This window comes from Nocardiopsis sp. CC223A, from assembly GCF_030766825.1.
In the GTDB taxonomy this organism is placed as follows: domain Bacteria; phylum Actinomycetota; class Actinomycetes; order Streptosporangiales; family Streptosporangiaceae; genus Nocardiopsis.
This window is the reverse complement of sequence record NZ_JASFDV010000115.1, coordinates 1-17,170: the sequence shown is the minus strand read 5'-3', so window position 1 is coordinate 17,170 and position 17,170 is coordinate 1. Positions and strand designations below refer to the sequence as shown.

Sequence of the window (17,170 nt, the reverse complement as noted above, 5' to 3'; positions counted from 1 at the left end):
GCCGGGCGACGGCGCCCGGCGGCCGGGAACCAGGAGGACGGGGCCATCACTCCCCCTCCCGGGCGGCCCGGCGGGCCTCGTCGGTGCCCGGCGACGGCGAGGCCGACGCCCGGGGCTCGGGCATCGGGTCCGGCATGAACCCGCGCACCCCCTCGCCCACCCCGTAGGCGCCGCCGGCGCCGCCGATGTCCTCGGCCAGTGCCAGCACCGCCACGATGTCGCCCATCGGGCGGCCCGCCATGTCCACGGTCGCGAAACCCGCCTCCGACGCCCGGGCCCGGGCGAGCATCCCGGGCCCGCGCGAGGACGGCACGTCCCCCGCCAGCACCAGCCCCTCGACCCGGTCGTGCAGGGCCGAGGTGAACGCCGCCAGCACCGTGTTCTCGGCCTCCCGGCCCTCACGCCCGGCCTGCTCGGCCGAGGACGGCGCGACCACCACGACCGCGTCGGTCCCGTCCGCGGGCTCCCCGTGCACCGAGATCAGCCCGCCCTCGACGAACGTCTCCAGGGCCGCCTCCGGGTCGTGCCCGCCGTCGTCCCCTTCCCCGTCCTCCTCCTCTTCTTCTTCCCCGTCGCGCTCGGAGGCCCGGGCCAGGGCCCGGCCGATCTCGGTGCCCGCCTTCTCATAGGTCCCCACACCCTCCAGGGACCCCGGGTCGGCGGAGACCTGCAACGCCAACTCGTCGACGAACGCGGCGTTGCCCGGGTCGACGAACTCCGAACGGACCTCGATCCGCCCGCTGACCGAACCGCCCGCCTCCTCCACCCGGTCGCCCAACCCGGCGGCCGTGTCGGCGTCGGCGCCCGGCGCCTGCACCAGCACCACGTCCAGGCCCCGCAGCCGGTCCTCCAACAGGTCCCCGGCGGCGGCGTCGGCGAGCTGGTCGGCACCGGCGTTGACCCGGTCGGCGACGTCGCGCTCGGCGCGCAGGTCCTCGGTCTGCCCCCGCAGGTCGGCGGTCTCGTTCTGCAGGGTGTTGAGCAGCGGGTCCTGCAACATGGTGGTGCCCAGGACGAGCCCCACCGTCAACGCCAGGAACACCGCGATGATGGACACCAGGTGGTAGCGGAAATCGATCACGTGAACAGCCCCGTCAGCCAGTAGGTGAAGGCGTCCCAGCGCGCCGCGAGGAACGTGAGGTAGACCTGCCCGGCCGGTGAGCAGTAGGCGGCGACCACGATCGTCAGCAGGCAGGCCGCGACCAGTCCGAGCAGCGCCCACGGGGAGATCCGCGAACGGTACAGGCGGCTGACGCCCTTGGCGTCCACGAGCTTGCCGCCCACCCGGAGCCGGGTGAGGAAGGTGCTGGCCATCCCCGACCGCCCCTTGTCGAGGAACTCCTCCAAGGTGGCGTGCGTGCCCACCGCCACGATGAGGGAGGCCCCGGACCCGTCGGCGAGCATCATCGCCACGTCCTCGCTGGTGCCGGTCGCGGGGAAGACCACGGCGGGGTAGCCCAGGTCGGTCAGGCGCTGTAGCCCGGGGGCCCGCCCGTCCCGGTAGGCGTGCACGACCAGCTCGGCGCCGCTGGCCAGGGCACGGTCCGACACCGAGTCGAAGTCCCCGACGATGATGTCGGGCCGGTATCCGCCCTCCATGACCGCGTCGGCCCCGCCGTCCACGGCGATGATCACCGGCCGGAACTCGCGGATGTAGGGCCGCAGCGCGGCGATGTCCTCCCGGTAGTGGTAGCCGCGCACGACGATCAGGACGTGGCGGCCCTCCATCTCCGTGGCGATCTCGGGGATGCCGATACCGTCCAGCAGCAGGTCGCGTTCGTGCTGTAGGTAGGCCATGGTGTTGGCCGCGAACGCCTCCAGCTGGGTGGCCAGCCCGGCACGGGCCTCGGCCATGGCGGCGGCGACCGTCTCGGGGGTCTGCACGGTGCCCTTGGCGACGGGTTCCCCGTCCCGGTAGAGCACCCCGTCCTCCAGGCGCAGCGGCTCACCGTCGCGGACACGGGTGAACACCTCGGGGTCGATGTCGTCGACCAGCGGGATGCCCGCCTGCGTGATGAGCTCCGGGCCCTGGTTGGGGTAGCGGCCCGAAATGCTCCGTGCGACGTTGAGGACCGCCGACACCCCGCACCCCACCAGCGCCTCGGCGCTGACCCGGTCGAGGTCGACGTGGTCGATGACCGCGATGTCGCCGGGGCGCAGGCGCTTGGTCAGGTTCTTGGTACGCCGGTCCGAGCGCACGGGAGCGACCAGCCCGGAGGGAGAGTCCGCCCGGGTACGGCGGAACCGCATGACTGTGGCGCTGAGCGCATCCGATACCTTCATCGCTGGCATACTGTCAGAACTCGACTACACAGAGTCATAACAGCGTGGTGGTCGGCGTGTTCGGGTCATCGGCGCCCCGCGGCGCCGCACCCCGAGGCCTACCCGTCCCGGGACGGCTCACCCATCACATGTCACGGCCGCCCCGCCGGCGACGCCCTCACGCCGCCGGGTAGGCGCGCTCCGGATCGGCGTTGACCAGCAGCTCCTCGGCGTGCGCCCGGCCCAGCTCGGAGTCCTCCAGACCCGCGAGCATCCGCGACAGTTCACGCACCCGGCCGTCCCGGTCCAGGCGCAGCACACCGCTCTCGGTGACCAGCCCGTCAGTGGACTTCTCCACCACCAGGTGGGCGTCGGCGAACGCCGCCACCTGCGGCAGGTGGGTGACCACGATGACCTGGGACCGGCGTGCCAGCCGCGCCAGGCGGCGGCCGATCTCGACCGCGGCCTTGCCCCCCACACCCGCGTCGACCTCGTCGAACACGAACGTCGGCACCGGGTCGGCACCCGCGAACACCACCTCGATCGCCAGCATCACCCGGGACAGCTCACCGCCCGAGGCACCCTTGTGCAGCGCCAGCGGCCGGGCGCTGGGGTGCGGCGCCAACAGCAGCTCCACCTCGTCGCGCCCGTGGGAGCCGAAGTCCTCCCCCGTGGTGATCCGCACGCTCACCCGCGCGTGCGGCATCGCCAGCGCGGTCAGCTCCTCGGTCACCGCCGCACCGAACCGCTCGGCCGCCTCGGTACGGATCCGGGTGAGCTCGCCCGCCCAGTGGTCCATCCGCCCGTACAGCTCCTCGGCCTCGGTCCGCAGCTCCTCGATGCGCTCGTCGTCGCCCTCCAGGGACGCCAACCGCTTGGCCGCGTCCTCCGCCCAGGCCAGGATGTCGTCCGCGGTCTCACCGTACTTGCGCGAGAGCGAGGTGAGCAGCGCCCGCCGCTCCTGCACGTGCGCCAGCCGGGCCGGGTCGGCGTCCACCGACTCGGCGTAGGAGGCCAGCTCCGTGGCGGCGTCGGTCAGGATGTAGGACGCCTCGTCCAGCCGCTCGCCGATCGCCGCCAGCTCCGGGTCGTGCTCGCGCACCGCCGCCACCGCCTGGCGGGCCGCCGACAGCAGCGCCGACACGTCCACCTCCACGTCGGAGGCCGGGTCGCCCACCAGAGCCTCGTGCGCGGTGGTGGCCGCCACCCGCAGCCCGTCGGCGTGCGCCAGCCGGGTCTCCTCCGCCAACAGCTCGGCGTCCTCACCCGACACCGGTTCGGCGGCGGCGATCTCCTCCACCCCGAACCGGAGCATGTCCGCCTCCTGGGCGCGCTCGCGCGCCCGCTCCGTCAGCTCCGTCAGCTCCTCCGACACCTCACGGTGACGCCGGTGCGCCACCGTGTACTGCTTGAGGGCCTTGGACAGCTCCTCGCCCGCGAACCGGTCCAGCGACGCGCGCTGGCGGTCGGTGCGCAGCAGCCGCTGCTGGTCGGACTGGCCGTGGACGGCCACCAGATCGTCGGCCAGGTACGCCAACAGGCTCACCGGCGCCGACCGGCCGCCCAGCGTCGCCCGGGAGCGCCCCTCGGCGGACACGGTGCGCGCCACGATCAGCACGTCGTCGTCGAGTTCACCGCCGGCCTCGGACACCCGCTCGGCCACCCGGCCCTCACGCGGGACCGTCAACCGGCCCTCGACCAGCGCCCGGTCGGCGCCGGGGCGGACCCTCTGGGGGTCGGCCCGACCGCCGAAGAGCAGTCCCAGCCCGGTGACGACCATGGTCTTACCCGCGCCGGTCTCACCGGTGACGACGGTCAACCCCGGTGACAGTTCCAATACGGCGTCGTCGATGACCCCGAGTCCCTGGATGCGGACTTCTTCGAGCACCGAACCCTCTCCTGATCGTCGGCCCCACTGTCTTGACGTTCTCCTGCGCCCCCGGGCGGCGCACCCGCGGACACGGGTGCGGACGCGGTCAGCGACCCTGCTCCCGGCGACCGCGCCACCCCGCCACGGGGAGCCCGAACTTGGCCACCAGCCGGTCGGTGAAAGGCGCCCGGTGCAACCGGGCCAACCGGACCGGCGTATCGGCACGGGTGATCTCGATCCGTGCCCCGGCGGGCAATTCGACCATACGCCGTCCATCACACCAGAGCACGCCCGGCGCCGTATCGGGCAGCACCTCCAGCGCCACCGTGGCCTGCGGGCCCACCACCAGCGGCCGGGCGAACAGCGCGTGCGCACTCAACGGCACCACCAGCAGGGCTTCCACATCCGGCCACACCACCGGGCCGCCCGCGGAGAAGGCGTGCGCCGTCGACCCCGTCGGAGTGGCGCACACCACCCCGTCGCACGCCCACCGCGACAGCGGACGGCCGTCGACCTCCAGGACCGCCTCCACGATCCGCCGCGACTCGCCCTTCTCCAACGTGGCGTCGTTGAGCGCCCAGGTACGCACCGAGGGGACCCCGTCGGCGCGACCGCCGTTGAACACGGCCACGTCCAGGGTCATCCGCTCCTCGACGTCGTAGTTGTGCTCCACGACACTGCGCACGGTCGCGCCCAGGTCCTCCCGCTCGGCCTCGGCCAGGAACCCGACGTGCCCCAGGTTCACGCCCAGCAGCGGGGCGCCCGCGGGCCGGGCCAGCTCGGCCGCCCGCAGCAGGGTGCCGTCGCCGCCCAGCACCATGACCAGTTCCACGCCCTCGGCCGCCGACTCCGGTTCGACGACCTCGATCGGGGACAGGACACAGCCCGCCTCGGCGAGTTCGTCCACCTCGCCCTTGAGCATGCGCACGGTCAGCCCGGCACCGCTGAGGCTCTCGTGGACCAGCCGTGCGCTGCGCACCGCCGCGGGCCGACCGGTGTGGGCCAGCAGCAGAACACTGCGTCCGCCGGTCCTGGTCATCGTCGTCCCCTTACGTCCACTCCCCGAAGGGGAGTCCGAATGCGGGCCGGGAGGCATATCGCCCACCCGGCCGGGTCACGTTACCGGACTCGTGCGACAGGGTGCCACGCCCTAACCCGGCCCCTCCGCCACCGCCCGCTCCAACCGGGCCGTGTCCAGGGCCGGGGCACCCGAGCGCAACCACAGGAAGTACTCGACGTTGCCCGAGGGACCGGGCAGCGGACTGGCGGCCACGTCGACCGTGCCCAGGCCCAGGGTGAGGGCGTGGGCGGCCACGTCGGCCACCGCCCCGGCGCGCAGCTCGGGCTCGCGCACCACACCGCCCGCACCGACCCGGTCCTTGCCGACCTCGAACTGGGGCTTGACCATCACGGCGAAGTCGGCCCCGGGGGAGACCACGTTATGCAACGGCCCCAGCACCAGCTTCAAAGAGATGAACGACAGGTCGCCCACCACCAGGTCCGGGCGCGGCTCGCCGATCATCTCCGGGGTGAGCTCGCGGACGTTGACCCGCTCCATGACCCGCACCCGGTCGTTGCTGCGCAACGACCACGCCAGTTGGCCGTAACCCACGTCCACGGCGGTCACATGGGCTGCGCCGCGGCGCAGCAGCACGTCGGTGAACCCGCCGGTGGAGGCGCCCGCGTCCAGGGCGCGCCGGTCGGCGACGTCCAGGGAGAACGCGTCGAGGGCGCCGATGAGCTTGTGCGCCCCGCGGGACACGTAGGGGGGTTCGTCGGAGGGGGTGCGCACCACGATGGGCTGGTCCTGTCCGACCTGGGTGGCCGGCTTGGAGGCCACGAGCCCGGCCACCTTGACGAGACCGCCCTCGATGATCTCGGCCGCGTGGCCGCGTGAGCGTGCGTGCCCGCGGCGGACGAGTTCCGCGTCGAGCCGAGTACGTTTTGCCATGATCACCTAGGATACCGGCGGCTGTTGCGCCGGGCCCTGGTCCAGGGCGCCCAACACCGCCGACAGCTCACGGTGCAGGGAGTCGAAGACCTCCACGTGCTCGGCGGTGGGCAGGCCCGCCAGCGCGTCCAAACGCTCCCGGGTGCCCTCCAGGGTCCGGGCGGCCAGTTCCTCGGCCTGTTCCTTGGGATTCATCGCCCCTCCCGACATCGACGGTCCGCGACGGCCTCGGCCTCCGGGCCGCCCTACTTCTTGGTGGCGCTGCGCGACTTGGCGGTGCGCTTGGCCGTGCCCGCGCGCGCCCGGCCGCCCTTGGCCGCGGGCTTGGCCGCCCCCGCCTTGGCGGCGGGCTTCTTGCGGGAGGCCTCCTCGGCGGGTCCGGCCTCCGGGGCGTCTCCGGAGGCCCCGGACACCTCCAGGGTCTCGGGGGCGGCGTCCTGCCCGGGGGTCTCGTCCGCACCGGCGTCCACCACGGCGGTCGCCGCGGCGGCGGGCACCTCCTCGACCTCCACGGCCCGCACCTCCACCGCCGGAACCGCGGGCGCCCACTCCCGGCCCGAACGGGCCGCCAGCCGACGCTCCAGCTCCGCCACCCGGCGCACCAACCGCTCGTGCTCGGAGCGCGGCACCACGTCCATCCGCTCCAGCCGGTGCTCCACCTCCGAGCGCACCAGCTCCGCCAACGCCTCGCGGTTGGCCCGACTCGTCTCCAGCAGTTCCCCCGCCAGCGCCTGGATGGTCTGCCCCACCCGCGGCGGGGCCCCGCCCGGCTCCTGCTCCGCCGCCGACACGCCCGGTCCGCCCGCCCGCAGCAGGACCTTGGCCGCGGCCACCGCCTCCTTGCGGGACAGCTCGGTGAGACCACTGGCGGCATCCAGATACGTGCGCACCGCGTCGACGACCATGATTCGCGTACTCCTTGACGGACAGAACACCAAAAGGGGAAAACGGCGCCGGAAAGCGGAAAGGGCACCGTGCGACGGGGGGTTGCGCGCACAACGCTACCCGGGCGGCACCGCCCCTGCCACGTGAAAGCGGGAGGTCGTCCCCTTCGTCCCTTTGGCAGAACGGCAACGCCGCCCCGGAACCCCGTGCCGGATACGGCATCATGTGCCCATGAACAGCATCGACGCATGCCTGGAGGGCATTGCGAAGCTCAACGAGCAGATCCTCGCCGAACCCGAGGCCGAACGCCGCAAGGTCATCGTCGAACGCTCCGTCAGCGTGCTCGTCCCCGACCTGGCCACCGTGTTCGACATGCGGCTGACCGCCGACGGCCTCAGCGACATCACCCACCGCCCCGAGAACGCCCCGGCACCCAGACCCCAGGTGCACATCACCGTCAGCAGCGACGACCTCGTCGACCTCGCCGACGGGCGGCTGGACCCGGCCCGCGCCATCCTGACCCGCCGGGTGAAGGTCGACGCCAGCATGGGCGACCTGCTGCGCATGCGCAAACTCCTGTGACCGGGCGGTACCTTGCTGGGATGCCACGCCAACCTCTCGAACTGGAACCCTTCCGCGGTCTGCGCTACACCAACGGAGACCTCGACCGGTTCATCGACGGGGGATTCGACCTCGCCCGTCTGCTGGCCCCGCCCTACGACGTGCCCGACGCCGAGGAGGCGCGGACCCTACAGCGGTCCGACCCGCACAACGCCGCCCGGGTCACCCTGCCCTTCGAGCTCAGCCGCAACAGCGCCGACGGCACCGAAGGGGCGGTGCCCCGCCGGTACCGCGCCGCCGCCGCGCTCCTGCACGACTGGGTCGACACCGGCGTGCTCTCCCGCGACCCCCGACCGGCCCTGTACGTGTACGAGCAGGTCACAGCGGACGGCCGCCGCCAGCGCGGGCTGATCGGCAACCTGCGCCTACCCGACGAGGGCGCCGGGTCCGCCGTCCTACCCCACGAGGACGTGGCCGACGCGCCCGTGCACGACCGGTTCACCCTCATGCGGGCCGCCCGGGCCAACCTCGAACCCATCTTCCTGCTGTACCGCGGCGCGGGCGGCGCCGCCTCCGCCGCCACCGAGGGCGTCGCCGACCCGCCCCTGGTGGAGGCCCGCACCCGCGACGGCTCCGAACACCGCCTGTGGGCGGTCACCGACCCCGCCGTCCACGCCCGGGTGAGCGCCGACCTGGCCGACCGGTCCGCGCTCATCGCCGACGGCCACCACCGCTACGCCGCCTACCGCCGCCTGCACGCCGCCCACGGCGACCCCGGCTGGCGGTACGGGCTGGCCCTGCTCGTGGACAGCGACACCCACCCGCCCCGGCTGGGCGCCATCCACCGGGTCCTGCCGGGCCTGCGCATCGAGGAGGCCGTCGCCGCCGCCCGCTCCGTGGCCGCGGTCGAGACCGTGGAGGGGGCGTCCGCGCACGCGTGCGACACGGTGGAGGGCCCCGCGCTGGTGCTGGTCTCCCCCGACGGCGAGGCCCACCTGGTGCACGACTTCGACGAGGCCGCCCTGGCCCGGACCATGCCCGACCGCTCCGAGCAGTGGCGGCACCTGCCCACCGCGGCCCTGCACGAGGTACTGCTGCCGCTGTGGGGCGTCTCCGAGGAGGCGGTGCGCATGGTCCACGACGACCCGGCCGAGGCGATCGCCGCCGCCCACCACGAGAAGGGCACCGCGGTGATCGTGCCCGCCCTGGACGTCCACCTGGTCTACGAGATCGCCGGACAGGGCGAGCTCACCCCGCGCAAGTCCACCTCGTTCGGACCCAAGCCGCGCACCGGGCTGGTCATGCGCCTGGTGGGACCGCCCCGGCACCGCTGAGCACCCGCACCGGACCCCGGCGGCGGTGCGCCGCCAGGGCCCACAGGCGCACCGACCACACCACCGCGAGCGCCACCGCCGCCACGACCAGCAGCACCACAACGGACGGCACCGTGTACAGGGCCTGCACCCAGGTGGCATCGCGGCCGCCCGCCGGCAGCGAGATCAACCGGTGCGGGAACAGGGCCGCGAGCACCACCGCGGCCGACCCCGCCGCCCCGAGCACACGCCGCCACCGGCGCCCGCCCCGGACCCACACCCCGGCGCGGCGCACCCCTCGCACCGCCCCGGCGGCCACGGCCGCCACCGCGGCCGCGCACACCAGGTCCAGCACCAGCAGCCACGGCGCCGCAGAGCCGGTCGGCCCCTCCCCCTCGGCCAGGGCCACCAGGTTCCACAGCAGGGCGGAGGCATCGCCCGCACCCAGACCCGTGTTCGCCATCACCGCGATCCCCACCCCGCTCTCCGGCAGCAGGGCCTGGTGGGCGGTGTAGGTGAACTCGATACCGCCGTGCACCAGCAACGGCGCGCCCCCACCGGTCTCGTGCCCCTGCCAGCCCAGCGTGGAGTCGGCCGCCGACCCCGAGCCGCCCGCCGGGGCGTGCGTCAGCGCCACCGCGCCCGCGGGCACCCCGGCGCCCCCGTCGACGGTACGGCCCTCCGTGTTCTGGGAGACCAGCCACCGCGCCATGTCGTCCGCCGTGGACACCATGCCGCCGCTCCCGTTGAAGTAACCCTCCGGTTCCGGCAGGGACACCGCCCCGCCCAGCACCGTCACATGCCCCGGTGCGACCCCGGCCGCGAACACCTCCGCCGCGGTGTCCACCGTGACCGTGTCGGCCATCCCCAGCGGGTCCAGCACCCGCTCACGCAGCACCTCCGCGAACGGTTCGCCCTCCATCACCTCCACCATGCGGGCCGCGACGTGGTAGTTCGGGTTGTGGTAGTGCCGTTCGGCACCGGGGTCGGCCACCATCCCGGCATCGGCCAGCCGTGCCACCGCGCCCTCCAGGTCCGCCGGGGTCGGCTCGCTCTTCTCCCGGAACCCGCGGTCGGACATCCCGGAAGTGTGCGTGAGCAGCTGCCCCACGGTGATCCGCGCACCGCGCGGGTCGTCCACCGCGAACTCCGGCAGGTGCTCGACCACCGGGTCGTCCAGGTCCAGCCGCCCCTCCTCCACCAGCGACGCCACCACCAGAGCGGTGAACGCCTTGCTCACCGACGCCACCCCCATCGGGGTGCCGGCGTCCACCGGCTCCCCCCGGGAGTCGACCCCGTACCCGGCCGCCCGCACCACCTCGCTCCCCCGCGTCACCGCCACCGCCACCCCGGGCAGCGGCGCCGCCTCCAGGTAGGCCTCCACCCGCGCGTCCACCGCCGCGGCCGTGAGACCGTCCACCGACGGAACCGCGTCCGCCGCCGCGGGCACCGCCCCCGACAGGGCCGTCAGCATCACCAGGGCCGCCGCTGACATCGTCCTGATCACCATGACGCCATGCTCCCGGCCGGCCCGCCCCGCACACCACGGTGCCGACCGCACACCCTCCCTGTGGTCCACCCCACCCCGGGCGGGGAGGCCCACCCCATGACCGCCTCGCCCGAACCCGCACCGGGCCGACCGGCTGCACGGCCAGCACGTCCTACGAGGCGACCGGTACCGGACCGGGCGGCACACCCCAACGCTGCGACGAACGGCACACCGAGCGGGGAGGCCCGCCCCATGACCGCCGCGCCCGAACCCGCACCGGGCCGACCGGCTGCACGGCCAGCGCGCCCTACGAGGCGACCGGTACCGGACCGGGCGGCACACCCCGACGCTGCGACGGACGGCACACCGGGCGGGGAGGCCCGCGACCCCGCCGGCCGGAGGCCGCGTCATACCCTGGAAGGCGTCCGCCACCGCCGCAAGGAACGGGTCCGCCATGCCCCTGCTCGCCGCCGAGCGCCCCCTGAGCACCATCCACGACGCGATGCTCCTGGACCTGGACGGGGTCGTCTACATCGGCCCGAGCGCGGTGCCCGCCGCCCCGGAGGCGATCGACAAGGCACGGGCCGCGGGGGCGCAGGTGGCGTTCGTGACCAACAACGCCGGACGCACACCGGCCCGCATCGCCGAGCACCTCACCCACCTGGGCATCAACGCCACCCCGCAGGACGTGGTGACCTCCGCCGAGGCGGCCGCCCGCCTGGTCGCCGAACGCCACCCGGCGGGCTCGGAGGTCCTGGTGGTCGGCGACACCGGGCTGCGCCAGGCGGTGCGCCGCATGGGGCTCACCCCGGTCACCGTCGCCACCGACTCCGTGGTCGCCGTGGTACAGGGCTACTCCCGCTCCATGACCCGGGACCTCCTCGACCAGGGCACGCTGGCGGTGTCGCGCGGCGCCCTCTACGTCGCCAGCAACGCCGACGCCACCGCCCCCACGGAATGGGGCGTCACCCCGGCCAACGGATCCTTCGTCCGGGTGATCGCCCACGCCACCGGCGTGGAGCCGATCATCGCGGGCAAGCCCATGCGCCCCCTGCACGAGGAGGGCATGCGACGCACCGGGGCCCGCGACCCGCTCATCGTCGGCGACCGCCTGGACACCGACATCGAGGGCGCGATCGTGCACGGCGCCGCAGGTCTGCTGGTGCTGTCGGGGGTGGCCACCCCGCTGGACCTGCTCGCCGCCCCGGAGCACCAGCGCCCCAACTACCTGTCCTGGGACGTGTCGGGCATGAACGACACCCACCCGGGCGTCGACGCGGTCGCCGGCGGTACCCGCTGCGGGGGCTGGACCGTGACCCACACCGCCGACGGCCCCGTTCTGGAGGGCTCCGGTGACCGCCTGGACGGCCTGCGCGCCCTGTGCGCGGCCGTGTGGGCGAACCCGGCGGTGGACCCGGCCGGCCCGGCCGCACGCACCGCCCTGGCCGCCCTGGGCTGGTGAACCGGGCCGCGGCAGCGCCCACCCGGGCCTGAACCCCTCCCCGTGCGGCGATCTCCGCCGCACCCCCACGCACCCCCGCCCGTGGCCCCCGGCACCCCCGTCCGGTGGGACGCCCGGAGCGCGGACCCCGTCAGGCCCGGCAGCACGGGCACAGGCCGCGGCGGCACCCGGGACACGGCGCTCGGCCCGGGCGCCCGCCGTACCCGGCCGCGCACCGACGCCGTGATCGACCGCCGCATCGGGAACACCGGGCGCGGGCCGGCCCCCCGCCGTGGCCGGCGCCCCGAGGGCGGTACGGCCCAAGGTGGCGGCCGCGCCGAACGGGCGGCCCACGGCAAGGGCGCGCACCAGGCCGACGAGGGCCCGGACGACCACCGCCCCCAGGAGACGCGCCCAGGCCCTTCCGGAGGAACGCGCCGGGGCCCTGCGCACCGTACGGGCGGTCACCGCTCGTCCCCCGCCCCCGTCTGCCCGGCCGCACGCGGGGACGGCACCACGGGAGCATCCCCCGGAGCGCCCCCGGGTCCCGGCCGGGAGCGGCGCACCAGCGCCACGGTCCGCGCCTCCACCTCGCACGTACTGCGCTCCTCCGGCCGCCCGTGCCAGAACCGGCGGCGCAGCGCCCCCGTCACCCGGACGACATCACCCAACCGCCACTCCTCCAGGTCCGGATGCAGCCCGGAGTCGAAGCCGACACAGTAGACCGCGTCGGAGCGGCGCCCCGACACCCCCTCGCGCGCAGGCCTGGCCATGCACATCCGCCAACTGGCCAACCGGTTCCCGTTCGCCATCTTCCGGAACACCGGCTCGGCGGTGATCCGCCCCACCAGCAGCACCTCGTTGCGGTGCCCCTCGTCCCGGCCGGGGTCCCCCGCCCCCCGTGCGTCCTGCCCCGTACCCCGCGCACCGTTCTGCCACATGCGTCGTCCTTTCCGAAGACCCCGTGCCACCGGCGTGGATCAGCGGGTGGCACGACGGCCGGTGCGTGTGCCCCCACCTTCAGGATCACCGGGGCCGACCGGCCGCGAAAGGGCTTCTCCCGACCTGTGGACAACCCTCCCGGGACGGCGTCGTCCGATGACCCCGCCCCTGACCGGGACGCACACCACCCCCGTGTCCTAGAGTCGGATTCGGATGCGGTTCCTCCCGGAACCCACGACGACCACAGGGAACAGGGGTGCCTGCCGTGCACGATGACGTGGACGTGAGCCGCCTGCCCGAGGGGGTCACCCCCCTGGGCAACGACATCTTCGCCATCGACACGATGCTCGCCGGATACCCGGGCATCGTGTCCAGCTACCTCATCCGGACCGAACGCCCCTGCATCGTCGAGGTCGGCACCGCCGGTTCGGCACGGGTCCTGCACGACGCCGTCATCGCCCTGGGCCTGTCCCCGGCCGACCTGGCCACCATCGTCGTCACCCACATCCACCTCGACCACGCGGGCGGCACCGGCGACATGGCCGCGCTCTTCCCCAACGCCGAGATCGTCGTCCACGAACGCGGCGCCCGCCACCTCGCCGACCCCAGCCGCCTCATGCGCAGCGCCGCCATGGTCTGGGGCGACCGGCTCGACACCCTGTTCGGGCAGATGCACCCCACCGAGGCGCAGCGCATCCGCTCCGTCGCCGAGACCGGTGAGATCGACCTGGGCGGCGGACGCAGGCTCGTCACCCACTACGCCCCCGGGCACGCCAAACACCACATGGGCCTGGTCGACACCCTCACCGGCGACCTGTACGTCGGCGACGCGCTGGGCGTCTACAACCAACTCACCGGCGACGTCCGCCCGGCCACCCCGCCGCCGGACTTCGACATGCAGGCGTGCCTGCGCACCCTGGGGCTGTTCTCCGACCTCGACGCCCAACGCCTGATGTTCTCCCACTTCGGAGCGGTCGACACGGTCGCCGAGACCATCGACCGCGCCCGAGCCGAACTCCACCTATGGGTGGAGACGGTCCGTGAGTCGCACGGTTCCGCCGGCGACCTCGACCACGCCATCGCCATGGTCCGCGACAAGGTCATCAGCCGTTACAAGCCGCTGCCCCCGGACGCCTCCCCGGAGGCCGCCGCCGTCCTGGACACCCTCAGCGGCGCCGAGGCCAACGTGTCGGGGATCGTGCACTGGCTCGACCGGCTCGAACAGGAACGCGCCGAGGCCGAACGCGAGAAGCGCGAAGAACAGGGCTGAGGAACACCGACCCCGGCCGCGCTCCGGCGGCGGGAGAACCGAAAGGGGCGGACCCCGGGGTCCGCCCCTCCCCCGCACCGCCACGGCACCCTGACGTCCGGACCTGGTCCCGCCCGGCTCTGCCCGCCGGCCGCTGTCCGTCCTCGTCCCATACCCGCCCCCCTGGATCTCCTGTACCGCCCCGGCCCCGGCGGCCCTGCCGGCCCGCCGCGCCGCCGGGGGCCCACCCGGACCGCTGTCGCCCCGAGGACCGGACCGGGGACGGCACGTCACGAGCGGGGGCGGGAGAAGTCATGGACGACGGTGACACGGCCCCGCTACCGGAGGGGGCCGCGGACCGGTTCGACGGGGGGCACGGGAAGGCCCGGAAAACCACGTGCGGAGGCGATTCGGGCCACCTAGGCTCACCGGATGACGATCAAGATCCGGCCTCTGGAAACGGCGGACGTCCCCGCCGTCCTCCCGTTCCTGCGCACCCACCACCCGTACCGGGTCCTCACGGAGGAGGCCGTGCGCTGGCGCATGGAGCACCCCACCCCACATTCGACGGACCTCCCGCTCGTGGCGACCGACCCCGACGGCGCGATCGTGGGCTTCACCCGTTCCCTGCTCACCCTCCCGGAGGGCCGGGAACCGCACGGCCTGACCTTCTTCACCGCGATCGCGGAGCGGTACCGCAAAGACGGCGACCTGGCCGCCCGCCTCCTCACCGCCTCGGAGGAGTCCCTGGTGGGGCGGGGTGCACGCACCCTGCGCACCGAGGCCGCCGAGGAACCCGTCCAGATGGGCGGCCCGATGCTCCACGAGGTCGCCCTCGCCCACGGGTACACGGAGGAGGAGACCCACCACATCCTCGGCCTGGACCTGTCCCTGCTGCCCCCGGCACCGGAACCGCCCCCGGGCGTGGAACTGCGGCCGTTCAGGGACTACGCCGACGACCCCCGGCCGGTCTACGACCTCGACCGGCTCGCCAGCGCCGACGAACCCGGAGCCGTGCCGAGCGCCGGCTTCATGACGTTCGAGGACTGGATGAACGGCCCCTGGAACCATCCGCTCAGCGACCTCGACCTGAGCCTGGTCTTCCTGCACGAGGGCACCCCCGTGGGGATCACGTGCTACGCCTCCGACCGGGAGACCCGCATGGAGTCGTCGATAACGGGGACCCTGCGCGAGTACCGGGGTCGCGGACTGGCCGGATACGCCAAGCACACCGCTCTGCTGCGAGCACGCGAGCGGGGATTCACCCACGCCGCCACCGGCAACCACGAGGACAACGCGCCCATGCTGGCCATCAACGACAGGCTCGGCTACTCCCTGCTGGGCAAGGAGATCGGCTACGTCAAGCCCGTCGGCTGACCGGCCCCCTCAGGGACGGGCACCGGGCAGGTCCAGCACCCGCAACAGGTGGGCGTAAAGGCCGTCGGCCCACGACAGGCTCTCCTCGGGGGGAAGGACGTCGAACTCCCGCACCTCGACCGTCTCGAACTCCCCGCTGAGGGGGACCGTCTCCAGGACGGGGGCGTGGGTGACGACCGTGACGTGCCCGTCGGCGAGCACGTAGTACCCGGCGACCTCCACCCGGCCCAGGGTCGCCCCGGCCTCCTCGGCCGTCTCCCTCCGGGCGGTCTCCACGACACCCTCCCCGGCCTCGGCGTGCCCGCCGGGGAACTCCCACGCGCGCCGCCGGTTGCGCACCATCAGCACCCGGCCGCCCCGGTGGGTCAGGCACACCACGGAGTCGTACGCCGGGGGAAGGGCCCCCAGACGCACGACGGCACCGCCGAGCGGTCGATGGCCGCTCGACGGTGCCGTGGGATCCGGGGTCAGTCGCGCTCCCGGTTCCGGGAAGCGTCGGCTTCCTCGGTGCCCTCGTCGTCCTTGCCGTCGCCCTTGTCGTCCTTCACGGCCTCGGGCTCGGGCTCCGCCTCGGGCTCGACACCCTTGGTGCCCTCGATGTCGTCCCGGCCTTCGGCCTCGGCCTCGGTGCCCTCGTCCTCAGCGCCGAGGCTCGGAGCCTCGGGTCCGCCATCACCATCGTCATTGGACTCTTCGGTGGTGTCGGCGTCGCGAACCTCGTCCTCGAAGTCCTCGTCCTCGAAGTCCCCAACGTCAAGGTCACCCTCGTCCAGGACGGGCTCTGCCGAGCGGACCTCCCGCAGGTCCTCCGGCTCCTCGAAGTCCTGCTCCTCGGCGTCGGTCCAGATGATGCCGTCCTCCAGGTCCACGTCGACCAGCTCGACACCCTCCAGGACGGCCAGGCGCTCGTCGGCGTCGGTCACACCGTCGGTGTCCACGGCGGAGGCTCGCGAGAAGTACTCTCGGGCGTCCTCCTCGCGGCCCAGCTCCTCCAGGACGTCGGCGTAGGCGTAGAACAGGCGCGCGATCCACGGCCGGGCGCGACGCTCCTTCAGCTCCGGAACCTGGAGCTCGGCCAGCGCACCCTTGATGTCGCCCATGTCCCGCCGGGCACCGGCGGCCACGATGCGCAGTTCGATGCGCTCCGCGGCGTCCAGCTGCTCGGCGGCGGGGTCCCCGGTGATCTCCAGGGCCCGCTCGGGACGGCCCAGACCACGCTCGCAGTCGGCCATGATCGCCAGGAAGTTGTCGCGACCGCTCATCCGACGCGCGGCACGCAGGTCGGAGAGTGCCTCCTGCCACTTGCCCACCGTGTAGGCGGCGACGCCGGACGCCTCCCGGACACCGGGGACCCGGGACGCCTTGCGCCGTGCGTAAGCGGCGTGGGCGTAGGCCCGCTCGGGGTCCTCGTCCACGAGGAGGCCGGCCGCGACGATGTGCTTGCCGACCAGTTCCGCCAGGGACTTGGGCAACGAGCTGAGGTCGCGCCTGGTGTCGGAGTCGAGCTGGTCGTAGGTCGCCTCCTCGGGCAGCTGCGGAGCGATGTCCGCGGGGTCCCGGTCCTCCCGGGGCCCGCGGCGGTCATCACGCCCGCGGTATCCACCCCGGTCATCGCGGCGGTCGCGGTCGCTTCGGTAGCCGCCGCCCCGCCGATCATCACGGTAACCGCCCTCACGACGGTCATCCCCACGGAAACCACCCCGGTCGTCACGGCGGTCCCGGTCACCACGGAAACCACCCCGGTCATCACGCCCGCGGTAACCACCGCGGTCATCCCCACGGTGGCCGCCGCGGTCATCGCGCCGGTCCCGGTCGCCCCGGTACCCGCCA

The 17,170-nt window shown here is 74.0% G+C and carries 17 protein-coding genes; 6 read left to right on the top strand and 11 right to left on the bottom strand.

Annotation, left to right across the window (positions count from 1 at the left end):
- Window positions 1–46: 46 nt before the first annotated feature.
- From QJS33_RS29050 to QJS33_RS29020, 7 genes are all read right to left on the bottom strand, one after another.
- On the bottom strand, window positions 47–1,081 hold the full coding sequence (locus tag QJS33_RS29050; RefSeq protein WP_306371268.1) for a copper transporter: 1,035 nt from the start codon (window positions 1,079–1,081) through the stop codon (window positions 47–49).
- Window positions 1,078–2,250 carry a putative cytokinetic ring protein SteA gene (steA, locus tag QJS33_RS29045; RefSeq protein WP_306371269.1) on the bottom strand — a complete coding sequence of 391 codons (1,173 nt, stop codon included), beginning with the start codon at window positions 2,248–2,250 and terminating at the stop codon, window positions 1,078–1,080. Before steA ends, QJS33_RS29050 begins: the two co-directional genes overlap by 4 nt.
- A gap of 190 nt (window positions 2,251–2,440) precedes the next feature.
- Window positions 2,441–4,150 (bottom strand): DNA repair protein RecN, encoded by a 1,710-nt coding sequence (recN, locus tag QJS33_RS29040; protein ID WP_306371267.1) that lies wholly within the window; start codon window positions 4,148–4,150, stop codon window positions 2,441–2,443.
- A gap of 88 nt (window positions 4,151–4,238) precedes the next feature.
- The gene (locus tag QJS33_RS29035; RefSeq protein WP_306371266.1) at window positions 4,239–5,171 is read right to left on the bottom strand and encodes an NAD kinase; all 933 of its coding nucleotides are present in this window, start codon (window positions 5,169–5,171) and stop codon (window positions 4,239–4,241) included.
- Between the two features lie 111 nt (window positions 5,172–5,282).
- Entirely contained in the window at window positions 5,283–6,083 is an 801-nt protein-coding gene (locus tag QJS33_RS29030) for a TlyA family RNA methyltransferase (protein WP_306371265.1), read from the bottom strand.
- Between the two features lie 6 nt (window positions 6,084–6,089).
- Complete coding sequence (locus QJS33_RS29025; RefSeq protein ID WP_306371264.1) at window positions 6,090–6,278, bottom strand: hypothetical protein; 189 nt, start codon at window positions 6,276–6,278, stop codon at window positions 6,090–6,092.
- 50 nt (window positions 6,279–6,328) lie between these two features.
- A complete protein-coding gene (locus tag QJS33_RS29020) occupies window positions 6,329–6,988 on the bottom strand; it encodes a membrane fusogenic activity family protein (protein ID WP_306371263.1) in 660 nt (219 codons plus the stop codon).
- A gap of 211 nt (window positions 6,989–7,199) precedes the next feature.
- Here QJS33_RS29020 and QJS33_RS29015 point away from each other — a divergent pair, with 211 nt between their 5' ends.
- Both QJS33_RS29015 and QJS33_RS29010 read left to right on the top strand, forming a co-directional pair.
- Complete coding sequence (locus QJS33_RS29015) at window positions 7,200–7,550, top strand: SCP2 sterol-binding domain-containing protein (protein WP_306371262.1); 351 nt, start codon at window positions 7,200–7,202, stop codon at window positions 7,548–7,550.
- A 20-nt stretch (window positions 7,551–7,570) separates the two neighbouring features.
- Window positions 7,571–8,863, top strand: coding sequence for a DUF1015 domain-containing protein (locus tag QJS33_RS29010; RefSeq protein ID WP_306371261.1), 1,293 nt, complete (start codon window positions 7,571–7,573; stop codon window positions 8,861–8,863).
- Here the strand turns inward: QJS33_RS29010 and QJS33_RS29005 are convergent.
- Entirely contained in the window at window positions 8,829–10,352 is a 1,524-nt protein-coding gene (locus QJS33_RS29005; protein WP_306371260.1) for a serine hydrolase, read from the bottom strand. The genes QJS33_RS29010 and QJS33_RS29005 overlap by 35 nt on opposite strands.
- A 433-nt stretch (window positions 10,353–10,785) precedes the next feature.
- On the opposite strand from QJS33_RS29005, the gene QJS33_RS29000 reads away from it, so the two are divergent.
- Window positions 10,786–11,793, top strand: coding sequence for an HAD-IIA family hydrolase (locus QJS33_RS29000; RefSeq protein WP_306371259.1), 1,008 nt, complete (start codon window positions 10,786–10,788; stop codon window positions 11,791–11,793).
- 443 nt (window positions 11,794–12,236) lie between these two features.
- Here QJS33_RS29000 and QJS33_RS28995 read toward each other — a convergent pair whose 3' ends face one another.
- Window positions 12,237–12,713: a single-stranded DNA-binding protein gene (locus tag QJS33_RS28995; protein ID WP_306371258.1), complete on the bottom strand. Its 477-nt coding sequence runs from the start codon at window positions 12,711–12,713 to the stop codon at window positions 12,237–12,239.
- A gap of 266 nt (window positions 12,714–12,979) precedes the next feature.
- Between QJS33_RS28995 and QJS33_RS28990 the strand changes: the two genes are divergently transcribed.
- Window positions 12,980–13,984, top strand: a complete 1,005-nt coding sequence (locus QJS33_RS28990; RefSeq protein ID WP_306371257.1) for an MBL fold metallo-hydrolase — start codon at window positions 12,980–12,982, stop codon at window positions 13,982–13,984.
- Window positions 13,985–14,395: 411 nt separating this feature from the next.
- Window positions 14,396–15,340 carry a GNAT family N-acetyltransferase gene (locus QJS33_RS28985; protein WP_306371256.1) on the top strand — a complete coding sequence of 315 codons (945 nt, stop codon included), beginning with the start codon at window positions 14,396–14,398 and terminating at the stop codon, window positions 15,338–15,340.
- A 9-nt stretch (window positions 15,341–15,349) separates the two neighbouring features.
- Here the strand turns inward: QJS33_RS28985 and QJS33_RS28980 are convergent, their stop codons facing one another.
- Window positions 15,350–15,754 carry an NUDIX domain-containing protein gene (locus QJS33_RS28980; protein WP_306371255.1) on the bottom strand — a complete coding sequence of 135 codons (405 nt, stop codon included), beginning with the start codon at window positions 15,752–15,754 and terminating at the stop codon, window positions 15,350–15,352.
- Window positions 15,755–15,807: 53 nt separating this feature from the next.
- Window positions 15,808–16,812: a M48 family metallopeptidase gene (locus tag QJS33_RS28975; protein ID WP_306371254.1), complete on the bottom strand. Its 1,005-nt coding sequence runs from the start codon at window positions 16,810–16,812 to the stop codon at window positions 15,808–15,810.
- On the opposite strand from QJS33_RS28975, the gene QJS33_RS28970 reads away from it, so the two are divergent.
- On the top strand, window positions 16,777–17,170 hold a 394-nt coding region (locus QJS33_RS28970), incomplete at its 3' end, for a hypothetical protein (protein WP_306371253.1). The two genes, QJS33_RS28975 and QJS33_RS28970, sit on opposite strands and share 36 nt — an antisense overlap.

Coding starts and splice junctions, on each gene's coding strand:
- QJS33_RS29000 (WP_306371259.1), top strand. CDS start 10,786: ATGCCCCTGCTCGCCGCCGAGCGCCCCCTGAGCACCATCCACGACGCG.
- QJS33_RS29020 (WP_306371263.1), bottom strand. CDS start 6,988: ATGGTCGTCGACGCGGTGCGCACGTATCTGGATGCCGCCAGTGGTCTC.
- QJS33_RS29010 (WP_306371261.1), top strand. CDS start 7,571: ATGCCACGCCAACCTCTCGAACTGGAACCCTTCCGCGGTCTGCGCTAC.
- QJS33_RS28985 (WP_306371256.1), top strand. CDS start 14,396: ATGACGATCAAGATCCGGCCTCTGGAAACGGCGGACGTCCCCGCCGTC.
- steA (WP_306371269.1), bottom strand. CDS start 2,250: ATGCGGTTCCGCCGTACCCGGGCGGACTCTCCCTCCGGGCTGGTCGCT.
- QJS33_RS29015 (WP_306371262.1), top strand. CDS start 7,200: ATGAACAGCATCGACGCATGCCTGGAGGGCATTGCGAAGCTCAACGAG.
- QJS33_RS29035 (WP_306371266.1), bottom strand. CDS start 5,171: ATGACCAGGACCGGCGGACGCAGTGTTCTGCTGCTGGCCCACACCGGT.
- QJS33_RS29005 (WP_306371260.1), bottom strand. CDS start 10,352: ATGGTGATCAGGACGATGTCAGCGGCGGCCCTGGTGATGCTGACGGCC.
- QJS33_RS29025 (WP_306371264.1), bottom strand. CDS start 6,278: ATGAATCCCAAGGAACAGGCCGAGGAACTGGCCGCCCGGACCCTGGAG.
- QJS33_RS29030 (WP_306371265.1), bottom strand. CDS start 6,083: ATGGCAAAACGTACTCGGCTCGACGCGGAACTCGTCCGCCGCGGGCAC.
- QJS33_RS28995 (WP_306371258.1), bottom strand. CDS start 12,713: ATGTGGCAGAACGGTGCGCGGGGTACGGGGCAGGACGCACGGGGGGCG.